Origin of the sequence: Enterococcus sp. AZ095b (assembly GCF_051714725.1) — a bacterium.
GTDB lineage: Bacteria > Bacillota > Bacilli > Lactobacillales > Enterococcaceae > Enterococcus_B > Enterococcus_B pernyi.
Genome location: NZ_JBIOSL010000001.1, coordinates 2,895,517 through 2,909,292, shown reverse-complemented (window position 1 = coordinate 2,909,292; position 13,776 = coordinate 2,895,517). Strand labels below are relative to the sequence as shown.

The window sequence follows — 13,776 nt, the reverse complement described above, 5'->3', positions numbered from 1 at the left end:
CTTTTTTGTGCTATCGGAAATAGAGGACCAACCATAAGGCAATACTCAGAAAAGGAACGAAAGGGAGATGCTTTCTTTTCTTATGGAATAAAGCAGTGATACAAAAATAACTTAAACCAAGACAACTTGCGATAAACATAAGCATGAGAAAATGTGTGGAGGCTAACCCACCACTCCAACTAAGTAAGAGTAACGTATCGCCTGCGCCTAAATAAGCTTGCCCATAACGCAGCAAACCGTAACTGATCAAGCCGAACGCTAAGCTGGTTTCTAAGTGAAACTGCTCAGTCAGCACCCAGTAGGCCCATAAGAAAGTCCATGAGAAATAGAGGATGCGAGTGTCAATCGCAAGGTAAAAAATATCCATCAACGAAAATAAAAAAGCAGTGAATAGCCAAATCAAATGAACTGTATCTGGCGAATAGCATCCTGCATACATAAATAGCGTACCGCTGATCAACTCTGCCAGTGGATACATGGGTGAAAGTTTGGTCTGACAAGAGCGGCAACGAAATCGTTGCATGACAATCGAAAGTAATGGAATCAACTCATACCAACGCAATGTTTGGTGACAGTTGACACAATGTGAACGAGGGGAAATAATAGAAAGGTCTTGAGGAACGCGTTGTGCGACTAAGCACAAAAAAGAACCAAAGCAACAACCAATGATAAAATAAAGAAACATCAGACCAACCTCCTTTTGATTAAGATACGCAAAAAAGGAGAAGAGAGGTGGAAAAAATAATGATTGCAGTCGGGGTCGATATCGGTACTACGCAAACGAAAGCAGTTGCATTCAATGAACAAGCAGAAGAAGTAGCTACAGCCTACTTTCATTACCCGCTGATTCAAGAAATTCAAGGCATGGCTGAACAAGATCAGGAATTGATCGTCCATGCAGTGTATACGGTCATCAATGAAGTGATCCAACAGTTACCCGCACAGACAATCCAATTCATTTCATTTTCAACAGCCATGCACAGCTTGATTTTATTAGATGAAAACAAAAAACCTTTAACTCGTATGTTTACTTGGGCAGACACTCGTGCCGTCAATGAAGCAGAAAAATTAAAAGCAACTGAAAAAGGTCGAGTGATCTATGAACGGACGGGTACGCCGATCCATCCAATGACACCATTGATCAAAATCAATTGGTTGAAAAACGAGTTTCCTGATTTATTTGAGCAAGCGGCTTATTTTGTAGGGATCAAAGACTATCTTTTTTATGAGCTGTTTGCTGAATTAGTCAGTGATTATAGTACTGCTTCTGGCACAGGGTACTTTGATATCTACCGTTTCCAATGGTCAGAGCCTATTCTTGAAGAGTTAGGGATACAAGAAGAGCAATTACCGAGAGTAGCACCTGCGACTACCCAGTTCACGAAATTAACAGAACAAGCCCGTACGAGATTTCATTTTGATCAAGAAATTCCATTTATTTTAGGTGGAGCCGATGGGCCATTATCCAATTTAGGCTTAGGTGCATTTGGTGAGACGACGGCAGCGCTGACTGTCGGTACCAGTGGCGCATTACGATTTATTTCGAATCGCCCAAAGCTCCATCCAACAATGGAAACCTTCTGTTATGTTTTGGATCAAACACACTGGGTCATCGGAGGAGCAACCAGTAATGGCGCAGGGATCTTTGATTGGGCGGTCCATACATTGATGCAAGATGTCGTTCAACGAGCTAAGGAACAAGGAGAAGATCCGTATCAAGCAGTCCTTTCGGAAATCGCTTTTGTCCCGCCTGGCGCCAATGGACTGATTTTTCAACCGTATTTATTGGGGGAACGAGCACCTTTGTGGGATGCGGAGGCATTTGGAAGTTTTATTGGTCTACAACGATGGCATACGGAAAAAGACATGATGCGAGCGGTCCTGGAAGGGGTTTGTTTTAATCTCAAACGAATTTTGCGAGGTATCTGTCCACCCGATCAAGTGATTGAGTTACGTGCAACTGGTGGCTTTGCTCAATCAGTGTTATTTCGGCAGATCATGGCAGATGTATTGGGACAACCTATCCGTTTTCCAAAAGTTAAAGAAGCCTCAGCGTTAGGGGCAGTCATATTAGGTTGGCAGAGCCAAGGCAGAATCGAAACATTAGGTGAAGCTTCCGCATATATTGAATTAGCACAACAAGTGGCTGTTCAGAAAAAAGCCAGCCGTATGTACAACAAAATATATCCTTTATTTGTTTCGACACAACAAGAATTAAGCCGCTATTCTCAGTTATTTGCGGAACTACGAGAGACTCTATCAATAGAGATGATAGATGAAGAAGGCGAATCGTAAATGATGACATTAGTTATATTTTCTATTTGGTTTGCGGATTTTTTGCTATTTAAAAAAAGCATTACTCTGGGGATGAAAATCGTTCTCATCTAAAAGATTTTAGTGTACTTTTCCCTCAAAGTTTACTATGATTTTAATATAGGCAAATGCGAGGAGGCAGAATTACATGAAATTTCAACAAACAAAAGAAGTATTGAATCAATTAGTAGCAGATTTAAGCCAAATGTCGGTGATCGTCCACCAAACACATTGGTATATGAGAGGTCCTGGATTTTTGACATTGCATCCAATGATGGACAGCTTCATGGACGACTTGAATGAACAATTAGATGAAATCTCAGAACGTTTGATCACATTAGATGGTTCACCTTATTCAACGTTACGTGAATTTGCAGACAACACAAAAATCCCTGATGAAGTTGGTCGTTGGGATCGCACGATGGAAGAACGTTTAGAAACATTAGTCGCAGGTTACCGCTATTTAGCAGATCTTTTCCAAAAAGGAATCGAAGCTGCTGGTGAAGAAGGCGACGATCCTACGCAAGATATGTTTATTGAATTTAAAGCAGCAACAGAAAAACGCATCTGGATGATACAAGCACATCTAGGTAAAGCACCAGGAATCGACGCATAATCAATTTCATCACAACCATAAAGACACCCCATTTGCAGACAATGTGCTGGAATGGGGATGTCTTTTTTTGTTTAATAACAATTAGAATTTCTTATTCTTATTTTAGAAAAAGTCGTTTCATGAGAATTTTCACTTTTAATTAAGCGCTTTCTTTTCTTGGGATATACTCTCGGTGTCAATAAAAAAGAAAAGGAGCAAAAAACATGAAAGTGAAAAAGAAATGGTTCTCGTTGTTGATGGTTGTAATGTTGTTGTCGTCGGTTTTCCAACCGACACTCTTAGCCTTTGCGAGTGATCGCTCCTTCAAAGAAGCAACCTCGCGTCCGGCTGTTGCGATTGATTTAAGTGGCACTTCGCCAGCAAAAGATGAAAAAACATGGAACGAATGGGCAAAACTCCGAGGATTTACGGATACCCTGACTGCCGAACATAACGTATTTGATAATTTAGTTCTAGCGGATTATTTAGACGTGATGGAAGGGCCAAGTACGTTACCCCTCAGTACCCGATTTGCCCGTTCAAAAATTGCACCGATCATCCAAGCTACCGCCTTTGCTGAATTTACCCGACCCTACTTAAAAGAATCAACCAAAGAGACAGCTGTCAGCCAATTGTACCGTTTGACTTCGACAAGTATCCTAAGGCAGTCGATCAGCTTGCTCGGTGATGCCATTGATGCTCCAGAAGACCCCGTTGAGATTTATCCGACCACCAAAATCGAGTTGGCTAGCTGGATTACGGTCCAAAACCAGTTCCTTGAATACATACAAACAACACCAGAACTATCTGGATATGAGATGCGAACCGGCACAGACGGTATGAGCGGATTGTTCGTTCCTAAAGACACGAATGATCAAAGTCTATTAGTTTATCCAGATACTTCACTGAATGAATACTTACCGGGAAATGAAAAATTACCTCCACGGATCGGCGCCCTGAAACAAATCAATTTTTCTCCATATAATGGTCCAGGAACACCCTATGTCAATGTGACCATGAGCTATACCGCCTATGATCATCGCCAAGAACTATACACGCAATATGATATTCGGGGCATCACGATTCCCTTGGAGACGGACTTTGATACATTTTTAGCAGAAATCGCCACACCTGAACAAGCCTTGGAACTGGTCAAAGAATATTCTTCGGTCCAATTTGGAGCAGTAGTCCCAACAGATGTCGATTCCGTCAATGACATCGGAAAAGAAATCACCCGTCAGATGATCGATGAGCGGGATGCGCTGATTGATCAATTGCCTGATACGTTTCAGACCAATCTATTCCGGATCGCAGCGAAAGCCAATGACAAAGAAGTTGTCATTGATCGGGAAGGTGAGTTTGTGTATCGGGGAACGCAAGAAATTGTTCCCTTAGACCAAATCGACATCGGTTTTAACCAAGAAATCATCTATACGATCCGCAAAGTGCAAAGCTTTTTCGGTGTCTATTGCAACTACTATGCGTTAGCCGATGGCTTGTTTGATGAAGAACGCACGAATTCTTTGCCAAAGAGTTTAGATGACACCACTATTGCAGCGATTTCTGAAGTCGGTGGCAGTGTATTGAAGCACTTACCAAATTACGAAAATACCGACTGGGTCATCAAGCAGTCCCAATTGAAGCCCGAACCAATGGACGTCTTACTCATCGCCATGTGCTTACCATGGCCAGAAATGATTTCTGTCTTACGGACCGTCAAATCCGATGAAGTCATCCTAACAACGATTGAAGTCGAAGAAGCCGAAGCCGCTCGCGTATTGGAAGCGGAAAAGGCTCTAATCACCAAAGGCTGTCCAAATGAAGCTTTAGTAGAGAAGTTACCAACCACTGAATACTATAACCGTAAAGCCTTGCGCCATGTGGCGGGAGAGGTAAGACCGGGGAAAAGTGGCAACCCTGAAATCACAGGTGCCCATTCGCGCCATCCTGATTTTTATAATTCAGAAAGTGGGGTAGTTTATGAGCCAACTGGGACCGTGGTGGAAGGACGACCTTTTGAGGCGAAAGTTAGATATGATGGGAAATATAAGAGAACCAACTCTACTGTTTTTCCTGACAATTGGGATGCAGAGAAAATTACGAGTGAAGTAGAACAAATTGTAAAAAAACAGGTTCCGAATATACCAGGAGGTCATGATTTTAGTGGTCAAAGTACAGAAGGTTTTACGATTGAAGGGCATGCGAATGTTAAAGCGAATGGTAAGATTACGATTTCGACAGCGTATCCGATTATAAAATAATAAAGAGGGTGGTGCTTAGTTATTCTAAGCACCACATTTTCTTATATTTATGAATTTCATACTGGAATTCCTCTGGAGAATACTGATCACGCCAATAATATAGATTAAAAATCATATAAATTGAGATAATATTATCAATTTGATTTATGAATTCTTGACTTAACCCAAGATACGTTGTGTTAGGAATGCCTCCCTCGTAGAAATTACCATGATAACCGTAGCCTAATTGAAAAGGATAAAAGCTGAATAGTAGAATATTATCATAATAAATTTTATATTCTTCACCACATAATTTATTTATCGGATCGTTAGGATCATCTTCTTCGGGATCATAGGAACATTCAGCTAAGAAACGACTTATTTTTGGTTCGAAATCAATATACGAATCATTGTGAGAAATAGTTAATCGAGAATCTAATTGTTCTAGTTGAGTTTTCAGAAATTCAGTATTCTTTTCTACAGCAGCCAAAGGTCGATGCTTGGGGTCAGTGAAACTAATCGGCGAACTAACGAGTTCTCCTGGTCCAATGAATTGTGATGGTCGATCATAAGGTTCTAACCTTTCCTGTTCCAATTGTTTTTCTGTAAATAAGTCATTCCAATAGAACAGGTTATGCACTTGATAATCATGGATGACTTTTAAGATAGCCTGGTCAATCACTTTTACTGCTTGTCTAGAAGAATCTGAAGGCCCGCTTGGTTTTCTATAATATTCGTAAATATGTTCATCGTAAGGTGTAAACCAGTAAAGGGGATAACCTCCATATCTAAGCAGATACTCCGAATATACAAAATGTTCCATCGAATGATCTGGCACACGAGGGTCCCAATAAATTTTCGATAGCTTTGGAAAGACCTCTGGACCATAATCAATAAAGTTATCATTATGTATCAAAGTCAAATCTGGATCGATTGCTTGAAATTTTTGTGTGAGTTCTTCTGTCATTTTTCGAATCTTGGCTTGTGGTCGACGATTGGGATCGACAAAGGGGAAGAAGGTCATAATCGTTTTTTCCTTTCTGTTTTAAAAAGTTTTTTAAACTAAAGTATGACATGTTTATTCTTAAAAGATTGAACTTTTTTTGCATATTTTTGAAAAATGTAAACTACAAAAAAGAACGTCTTGAGACAACGTGTGGAAACATTGTCTCAAGATGTTCTTTTAGTTCTTGTCTATTTTCAACTGATGTAGTGCTTGCTCAATCTGTATTTCTACTTGGTCAAAACCTGTACCACCTAATGAATTGCGACGTTTCACGGCAGTTTCTGGAAGTAAGGTATCGTAAAGATCAGATTCGATCAGCGGGCTGATTGCTTGGAATTCTGTTAGTGGGAGGTCTTGTAACAAGCAACCTTGCTGTGTACAATGTAAGACGAGTTTACCGACAATCTCATGTGCTTGACGGAAGGGGATGCCCTTTGCAGCCAAGTAATCGGCTAACTCAGTCGCATTGGAGAAATCTTTTTGCGTGGCTGCATACATTCGGGCTTTGTTCACTTCCATGGTTTTGACCATACCTTCCATGATCGAGAGACTAGCTAAAATCGTTTCACTCGTATCGAACATGCCTTCTTTATCTTCTTGGAAATCTTTGTTATAAGCTAAAGGCAAACCTTTCATCAACGTGAGTAAACCAAATAAATTACCATATACTCGACCAGTTTTTCCACGTATCAATTCCGCCATATCTGGATTTTTCTTTTGAGGCATGATCGAACTGCCTGTTGAAAAAGTATCCGAAAGTTCAATGTATTGACATTCGTAACTACACCAAAAAATGATTTCTTCACAAAAACGGGACAAGTGCATCATCAATAATGAAGCATTACTTAAAAACTCCAGAATAAAATCACGGTCACTAACGGCGTCTAAACTGTTTGCATAAACAGCAGAAAAGCCTAATTCATTTGCAGCAAAGGAACGATCAATCGGAAACGTCGTACCTGCCAATGCGGCACTGCCTAAAGGGGAAATATCGATTCGTTTCAGGCTTTCTGTGAAGCGTTCATGGTCACGAGTAAACATCTGATAGTACGCTAAGAGATGATGGCCAAAGGAAATCGGTTGGGCGTGTTGCAGATGAGTATATCCTGGCATGATCGTAGCCGTATGCTCTGCTGCTTTTTCCACGAACGTTTGACGTAACGAATGAAGCTTTTCAATCAGTTCAAGTACCGTATCTTTTAGATACAAGTGCATGTCTGTTGCGACTTGGTCATTACGGCTACGAGCAGTATGTAGTTTCCCGGCAACAGGTCCGATTTCCTCATGCAGGCATTTTTCAATATTCAAGTGGATGTCTTCATTTTCCACCGAAAAATGCAAAGTGCCATTCGTTAAGCGTGTTTGCAGTTTTTCCAAACCAGCGATGATCTGTTGCGCTTCTTCCTCGGGCAAAATCCCAGTATGGGCCAACATTTTCACATGGGCGAGACTACCTAAAATATCTTGTTCAGCTAATTTTTGATCAAAGGAGATCGAAGCACCGAATGCATCGATCCATTGTTCACTTTTTCCTTGAAACCGTCCACCCCAAAGTTTATCCATGTGATTCCTCCTATGTTTTGAATGAAAGAAAAGCAGGTAAAAGGTCCTGTTTGAGTTCGCACTCAGCTTTTACCTTACTTTTCTTTTGATTGCTTTACTCGCTACTCTGATCCTACGGCTGTTTGTTGTTGCGTTTGAACTTCCGCATAGACTTTCGATGGTAGACCCCAAAGCTTGATAAAACCGACAGCAGCTTGTTGATCGAAGGTATCCGCTGAAGTATACGTTGCTAGTTCTTCGTTATATAGACTATTGGCCGATTTACGTCCTTCAACGATGACATTTCCTTTGAATAGTTTGACACGGACAGTCCCATTGACCGCAGTCTGTGTTGCTTTCAAGAAAGAGATCAACGCATCGGTCAATGGATTGAACCAGAGACCATCGTAAATCATTTGGCTCAACTGTTGCTCGATCATTGGTTTGAAATGTGCTAATTCACGAACGAAGGTCAAATCTTCCAGCTCTTTGTGTGCCTGCATCAAAGTGATCGCTCCAGGGCATTCATACACTTCCCGCGATTTGATCCCTACCAGACGATTCTCCACATGATCGATCCGTCCGATTCCATGCTTGCCGGCTAATTGATTCAAAGACAAGATCAATTCGGATAAAGGTAAACTTTCTTGATTCAAAGCAACTGGAACGCCTTGTTCAAAAGTGAGTTCAATGATATCCGGCTGATCAGGTGTATACTCCAAGGCTGTCGTAATATCATAAGCACCTGCTGGCGGAGTCGCCCAAGGGTCCTCTAACACACCACACTCACAAGCACGTCCCCACAAGTTTTGGTCGATAGAATATGGATTCTCCAAATCTGCTGGGATCGGCACATCATTTTCTTTCGCATAGGCGATTTCTTCTTCCCGAGACCATTGCCATTGACGAACCGGTGCAATGATTTTCATTTCAGGTGCCAAGGCATTGATTGCTACTTCAAAACGAACTTGGTCATTGCCTTTTCCTGTACAGCCATGAGCAATCGTCGTTGCACCAGTTTTTCGAGCTAATTCCACTAATTTTTTTGCGATTAAGGGGCGAGAAAGCGCAGAAACCAGTGGGTAAGACTGCTCGTAAAACGTATGACCTTGTAGCGCGATCAATGCAAATTCTTGAGCAAATTCCTCTTTGGCATCGATGGCATAAGACGCAATTGCACCAACTTGAAGTGCTTTTTCTTTAATAAAAGCTGTATCTTTGCCTTCACCGATATCTAGGCAACAAGCAATCACCTCATAATCTTTTGCCAACCATTTGATTGCCACAGAGGTATCTAATCCACCTGAGTAAGCCAATATAATTTTTTCTTTCATAAAATCGCCCCTTTATTTTTAAGTGTTTTCAAAATAGATGTTTCAAATGATAACACCATAAAAATAAAAAAGCAATCAATAAATTAAATAAATATACATAAAAATAAATAAAATGAAAATAATATTCAAAAATAATGTAAATACACAACTTTTTATACAGAACGAATTTCTTAGTCTAAAAGAAACTAAAACGATGAAAAGATAAAAATGAAAAAGAAATTTAATTTTTCAAAAGTATAGAAAAACGTTGACATTATCGGTATTTGCAGGTAATATGTTAAATGGTATTGTTTGCCCCACAAAGAGCCCCGGAAACTCGAAGTGTATGTCAAACATCAGAACTTAAATTGGAGGAAACTAACGTGCGTACAACATATATGGCCAAACCAGGCGAAGTAGAACGTAAATGGTATGTAGTAGACGCAACTGATGTTCCATTGGGACGTCTTTCAACAGTTGTTGCATCTGTACTACGTGGAAAAAATAAACCAACTTTCACCCCTCATTTGGATACTGGCGATTTCGTCATTGTTATCAATGCAGATAAAGTGAAATTAACAGGTAAAAAAGCGACTGATAAAATTTATTACCGTCACAGCAACTACCCAGGAGGATTGAAATCAATCTCAGCTGGTGAATTGCGTGCTAAAAATTCTCGTCGTTTGATCGAAACTTCTGTAAAAGGCATGCTACCTAAAAATACTTTAGGCCGCAAACAATTTACAAAATTGAATGTATACGGTGGAGCAGAACATCCACATGCAGCACAACAACCAGAAGTTTTAGACATCACAAACTTAATCTAATAGGAGGGAATTTCATTGGCACAAGTTCAATATATCGGCACAGGCCGTCGTAAAAATGCAGTTGCTCGCGTACGCTTAGTACCAGGAACTGGTAAAATTACTATCAACAAAAAAGATGTTGAAGAATACATTCCACATGCTGACTTGCGTGAAGTTATCAATCAACCTTTCGGCGTTACTGAAACAAAAGGCGCATATGACGTATTTGTTAACGTAAACGGTGGAGGCTACGCTGGACAATCAGGAGCTATCCGTCACGGAATCGCTCGTGCATTGCTAGAAGTTGATCCTGACTTCCGTTTAGCTCTTAAACGCGCTGGGTTACTTACACGTGACGCACGTATGGTTGAACGTAAAAAACCAGGTCTTAAGAAAGCTCGTAAAGCTTCACAATTCTCAAAACGTTAATTGCTGGCGTCGTTGCGAATTTATTTGCTTACGAATACAGTATGGGACGGAGATTTTTAAAGAAATCGAGTACCATTCAATTGAAACAATCAAGGCGTTTCGCAATTCAGTTTGCGAAGCGTCTTTTTTTGACGCTTATTTAAATAAATTTGGTGAGTTCAAATATCCGATAGTAGAGACATTACGTGATTTGTTTGCTCGCTTGTTTTACTTATTTGTAAATAATGAATAGGATAAGTTATCTTATTTAATGTTGTTAGTTATTTTAAATCTACTAGGTTGTTCAAGTGATTCATGTTGAAATCACGAGTAAATCTATGGAATGAACTCTTTGGTCAAAAACATTTTAAAAGGATTTTTTTGATGTTCGCTTTAAAAATAATGGCTAAAATGTTATGTTTTCATATAGTTATCTTTAGCTTCGAAAAATGTAACTATTTGGTTGTTAAAAAAGCTGACCTTCAATAGTAAGGCGGAACGGCTTTCTCACAACCTGATAAACGGTGTTCAAGAAGCAACACTTCAATAATAAGCCAAAAAAATCAAAAACGAAAAAGCCATTTTCGATTTTTCTGTCTTATTACTCAGTGCTGACCGCTTCTTTCACAACCTAGATAAACGGTGTTCGAAAGCTAACTCCTACGATATTAAGCCAAAATTTGAAAAAATAGGAGAAGCTATTTTCTCAAATTATTTCTTAATACTCGGAGTTGCCCAGCTTTCTCACAACCTTGTGTAACCGAATACATTTTGTCCGCTGCAAGGGACATTATGTAGTGAAGCAGAATAAAAATAATCGCTTATGATAAAGATACAGGGGGGATAGAGCTATGACTAGTCAAATGGATCGAGGGAATAAATTAACGCTTCTTTTATCAAAGCAAAGAGATTATGTTACTGCTGAAGTGTTGGCAGAGTTAATGAGTACCTCTACCAAGACGGTCTACCGCTTGGTTAAAAAAATGAATGACGAGTTTCCAAATGGGCCACTGATTTTGTCTGAAAAGGGTCGGGGGTACAAACTGGATTATGAAAAATATATTGCACAGACGAATCAAACAATTGTGTCTTCTGTGGAAGTCCTACCGTCAGAGCGGCAAAATAATGTGATGGAAGAATTATTATTATCCTCGCCTAAAGCACTAAAAGTCATTGATTTGTATCAAACCTATTATGTTGGTGATTCAGCGATTGCGAATGATGAAAAAATCATTGCGGAACGGATTTCAGCGTATGATCTGCAATTGATCCGCAAAAATCGGACATTAGCCATCGAAGGCAAGGAAGAGAATATCCGTCGAGCGATCACTGAGTTGATTCAACGATTGAATATTTTCGATATTGATGAAATCGCTTTATCGGACGAATTTTCGTTTAATCGTTACGATGCGAATTTTGTCATCGAACAGATCAAGCTGATTGAAAAAAAACTCAATGGCACGATTCCTTACCCATACAATATCAATATTTTCTCCCATCTATACATTGCGGTACGTCGCGCAAGAAAAACGAATTATCAAGCCACTGGAGAAAAATTAACGATGGAACAATTACAGGTTTTAGATAATGAATCCTTGATTCGTGATATTGCCATCGAAGTGATCCGCCAAGTGGAAGTATATTTGAAAACGAAATTACCAGTAAGTGAGATCTACTATCTTTATCAATATTTGCTTTCTTCCAGAACGGATAATAGTCAAACGAAGACCCAAACGTTCACAGAAGAAGTGATTGAGATTACTTCTTATTACTTGCATCAAGTTGGTGAGAAGCTAAATCTCAATGTAGCAAGCGAGATGATTTTTACAGATCTTGCTAATCATATCAAACCTTTGGTCAATCGGTTGCGCCATCAAATCAGAGTGAAAAATAGTTTGTTGGATCAAATCCAATTAACGTATGAAACGATTTTTAATACGGTTGCTGAAGTATCAAAACAGGTGAGTCAAACGTTTCAGCTTCCAACGATCACGTCTGATGAGATTGGGTTTATCACCTTGTATTTTGCACGAATCATTGAGACGCACCAATTTCCGATCCAAACACTGATCATGTGTACAACTGGCGTGGGAACTTCTGAATTATTGAAGGTGAAGTTAGCCAAAAAATTTCCGGAATTAGAAATCGTAGATGTGATCAGTACGAAAAATTACCAATCAGTGTTAGAGAAGACGCCAGGAATCGAGTTGATTTTAACAACAGTTGGCCTGAAAGAAGCATTTCCTGTTCAATCTTTGATCGTTAGTGCGATGTTGACCGCTGATGACCAGTCAAGAATCCAACAGAAAATCGAGGATATTTATCATGATAGATAATTTCGTGGAACTATTCGATCAGATGTCACTGGCTTCCAAAGTAGCGACTTATGAATGGATCAGTCAACAAGTCTTTCCTACCTCAAAAGAAAAGGCACAAGCGATCCAACAGGCATTGTTTGAGCGAGAAGAGGCAGGAGATATCCAAATTGAGGAAGGCGTAATTTTGCCTCATCTTGAACATCCAGCACTAGCCAAAACACAGGTCTGGGTGATTCGTCCCCAACAGCCAATTACTGAATGGTCGGAACGAATCTCAAAAGTGGAATTGCTCATCGTTGTCTTACTAGCAGAAAATGAAACACTAGCAGTCAAACGACAGCTTGCTGATTTTATGCGACAACTGGCTGATCCTGACTATCTAGATGAATTGAAAGCTGGTAATTTTACAGAACGATAAAAATACTATCAAAAATTGGAGGAACCAATAATGAAAATCGTTGGAGTAGCAGCATGTACAGTGGGAATCGCCCATACGTATATCGCACAAGAAAAATTAGAGAATGCAGCAAAAAAAGCGGGTCATGAGATCCATGTCGAAACCCAAGGAACGATCGGGACTGAAAATGAATTGCCACAAGAAGCCATCGACCAAGCGGATATCGTGATTCTAGCAGTGGATGTCAAGATCAGTGGACGGGAACGTTTCGAAGGAAAGAAAATCATCCAAGTACCAACAGAGATCGCGGTAAAATCACCAAACAAATTAATCGAAAAAGCAATGGAAGTTGTCAGTAACTAATGAGGAGTGAGGAAAATGGAGATCAAAGAAATCATTGATCCAACAATCATCAAAACGAACTTAAACGGAAAAACGAAAGATGCGGTCTTATATGAATTAGCCAATCGCTTGTATGAACAAGAATACATTACGGATGTCGAAGCGTTTGTGAAAGATATTTATTTGCGAGAAGCGCAAGGTCAAACAGGGATCGGTAATTATATCGCTATTCCACATGGAAAAAGTGCGTATGTGAAGAAGGTCGGTGTGGCGATTGGGGTGACTGAAAATGAAATTCCTTGGGAGACATTAGACGGTAAGGGTGTGAAAGGCATCATCTTGTTTGCAGTCGGAGACGATACGGAAGGTGCTCAAAAACATTTGAAATTGTTGTCCTTATTTGCCCGTAAGTTAGGAAATGATGAAGTGGTGGAACGTTTGATTGCTGCAAGAGAAATCGATGAAGTAGTCGCTGCATTTGGATAGAGAGTGAGGA

At 39.9% G+C, this 13,776-nt stretch carries 13 protein-coding genes; 9 read left to right on the top strand and 4 right to left on the bottom strand.

Annotation, left to right across the window (positions count from 1 at the left end; translation table 11 throughout):
• Nucleotides 1-10: 10 nt before the first annotated feature.
• Nucleotides 11-685 (bottom strand): prepilin peptidase, encoded by a 675-nt coding sequence (locus IGJ99_RS13885; protein ID WP_010733928.1) that lies wholly within the window; start codon nt 683-685, stop codon nt 11-13.
• Between the two features lie 56 nt (nt 686-741).
• Here IGJ99_RS13885 and IGJ99_RS13880 point away from each other — a divergent pair, with 56 nt between their 5' ends.
• The 3 genes from IGJ99_RS13880 to IGJ99_RS13870 all read left to right on the top strand — a co-directional run bounded on the left by IGJ99_RS13880 (nt 742) and on the right by IGJ99_RS13870 (nt 5,169).
• Entirely contained in the window at nt 742-2,295 is a 1,554-nt protein-coding gene (locus IGJ99_RS13880; RefSeq protein ID WP_375152694.1) for a gluconokinase, read from the top strand.
• Between the two features lie 166 nt (nt 2,296-2,461).
• Complete coding sequence (locus tag IGJ99_RS13875; protein WP_034689491.1) at nt 2,462-2,929, top strand: Dps family protein; 468 nt, start codon at nt 2,462-2,464, stop codon at nt 2,927-2,929.
• 203 nt (nt 2,930-3,132) lie between these two features.
• Nucleotides 3,133-5,169, top strand: a complete 2,037-nt coding sequence (locus IGJ99_RS13870) for an EndoU domain-containing protein (protein WP_438770902.1) — start codon at nt 3,133-3,135, stop codon at nt 5,167-5,169.
• 19 nt (nt 5,170-5,188) lie between these two features.
• Here the strand turns inward: IGJ99_RS13870 and IGJ99_RS13865 are convergent, their stop codons facing one another.
• The 3 genes from IGJ99_RS13865 to IGJ99_RS13855 form a co-directional block, all read right to left on the bottom strand.
• The gene (locus IGJ99_RS13865) at nt 5,189-6,172 is read right to left on the bottom strand and encodes a hypothetical protein (RefSeq protein WP_438770901.1); all 984 of its coding nucleotides are present in this window, start codon (nt 6,170-6,172) and stop codon (nt 5,189-5,191) included.
• A 159-nt stretch (nt 6,173-6,331) separates the two neighbouring features.
• On the bottom strand, nt 6,332-7,717 hold the full coding sequence (gene argH / locus IGJ99_RS13860; protein WP_438770900.1) for an argininosuccinate lyase: 1,386 nt from the start codon (nt 7,715-7,717) through the stop codon (nt 6,332-6,334).
• 101 nt (nt 7,718-7,818) lie between these two features.
• Nucleotides 7,819-9,030, bottom strand: coding sequence for an argininosuccinate synthase (locus IGJ99_RS13855; RefSeq protein WP_023520555.1), 1,212 nt, complete (start codon nt 9,028-9,030; stop codon nt 7,819-7,821).
• 377 nt (nt 9,031-9,407) lie between these two features.
• Here IGJ99_RS13855 and rplM point away from each other — a divergent pair, with 377 nt between their 5' ends.
• The 6 genes from rplM to IGJ99_RS13825 all read left to right on the top strand — a co-directional run bounded on the left by rplM (nt 9,408) and on the right by IGJ99_RS13825 (nt 13,766).
• Nucleotides 9,408-9,836 (top strand): 50S ribosomal protein L13, encoded by a 429-nt coding sequence (rplM, locus tag IGJ99_RS13850; protein ID WP_153830627.1) that lies wholly within the window; start codon nt 9,408-9,410, stop codon nt 9,834-9,836.
• A 15-nt stretch (nt 9,837-9,851) separates the two neighbouring features.
• Entirely contained in the window at nt 9,852-10,244 is a 393-nt protein-coding gene (gene rpsI, locus IGJ99_RS13845) for a 30S ribosomal protein S9 (RefSeq protein WP_010733940.1), read from the top strand.
• An 830-nt stretch (nt 10,245-11,074) separates the two neighbouring features.
• Nucleotides 11,075-12,559 carry a BglG family transcription antiterminator gene (locus IGJ99_RS13840; RefSeq protein WP_023520554.1) on the top strand — a complete coding sequence of 495 codons (1,485 nt, stop codon included), beginning with the start codon at nt 11,075-11,077 and terminating at the stop codon, nt 12,557-12,559.
• Nucleotides 12,549-12,959, top strand: coding sequence for a PTS sugar transporter subunit IIA (locus IGJ99_RS13835; protein WP_010734011.1), 411 nt, complete (start codon nt 12,549-12,551; stop codon nt 12,957-12,959). Before IGJ99_RS13840 ends, IGJ99_RS13835 begins: the two co-directional genes overlap by 11 nt.
• A 30-nt stretch (nt 12,960-12,989) precedes the next feature.
• Entirely contained in the window at nt 12,990-13,301 is a 312-nt protein-coding gene (locus IGJ99_RS13830) for a PTS fructose transporter subunit IIB (protein WP_010734012.1), read from the top strand.
• 15 nt (nt 13,302-13,316) lie between these two features.
• Nucleotides 13,317-13,766: a fructose PTS transporter subunit IIA gene (locus IGJ99_RS13825; protein ID WP_010734013.1), complete on the top strand. Its 450-nt coding sequence runs from the start codon at nt 13,317-13,319 to the stop codon at nt 13,764-13,766.
• Nucleotides 13,767-13,776: the final 10 nt, after the last annotated feature.

Bases quoted from the DNA above. Each gene is read 5' to 3' on its own strand.
- IGJ99_RS13885 (WP_010733928.1), bottom strand. From the start codon at position 685: ATGTTTCTTTATTTTATCATTGGTTGTTGCTTTGGTTCTTTTTTGTGC.
- IGJ99_RS13875 (WP_034689491.1), top strand. From the start codon at position 2,462: ATGAAATTTCAACAAACAAAAGAAGTATTGAATCAATTAGTAGCAGAT.
- IGJ99_RS13870 (WP_438770902.1), top strand. From the start codon at position 3,133: ATGAAAGTGAAAAAGAAATGGTTCTCGTTGTTGATGGTTGTAATGTTG.
- IGJ99_RS13865 (WP_438770901.1), bottom strand. From the start codon at position 6,172: ATGACCTTCTTCCCCTTTGTCGATCCCAATCGTCGACCACAAGCCAAG.
- argH (WP_438770900.1), bottom strand. From the start codon at position 7,717: ATGGATAAACTTTGGGGTGGACGGTTTCAAGGAAAAAGTGAACAATGG.
- IGJ99_RS13855 (WP_023520555.1), bottom strand. From the start codon at position 9,030: ATGAAAGAAAAAATTATATTGGCTTACTCAGGTGGATTAGATACCTCT.
- rplM (WP_153830627.1), top strand. From the start codon at position 9,408: ATGGCCAAACCAGGCGAAGTAGAACGTAAATGGTATGTAGTAGACGCA.
- IGJ99_RS13840 (WP_023520554.1), top strand. From the start codon at position 11,075: ATGACTAGTCAAATGGATCGAGGGAATAAATTAACGCTTCTTTTATCA.
- IGJ99_RS13835 (WP_010734011.1), top strand. From the start codon at position 12,549: ATGATAGATAATTTCGTGGAACTATTCGATCAGATGTCACTGGCTTCC.
- IGJ99_RS13830 (WP_010734012.1), top strand. From the start codon at position 12,990: ATGAAAATCGTTGGAGTAGCAGCATGTACAGTGGGAATCGCCCATACG.
- IGJ99_RS13825 (WP_010734013.1), top strand. From the start codon at position 13,317: ATGGAGATCAAAGAAATCATTGATCCAACAATCATCAAAACGAACTTA.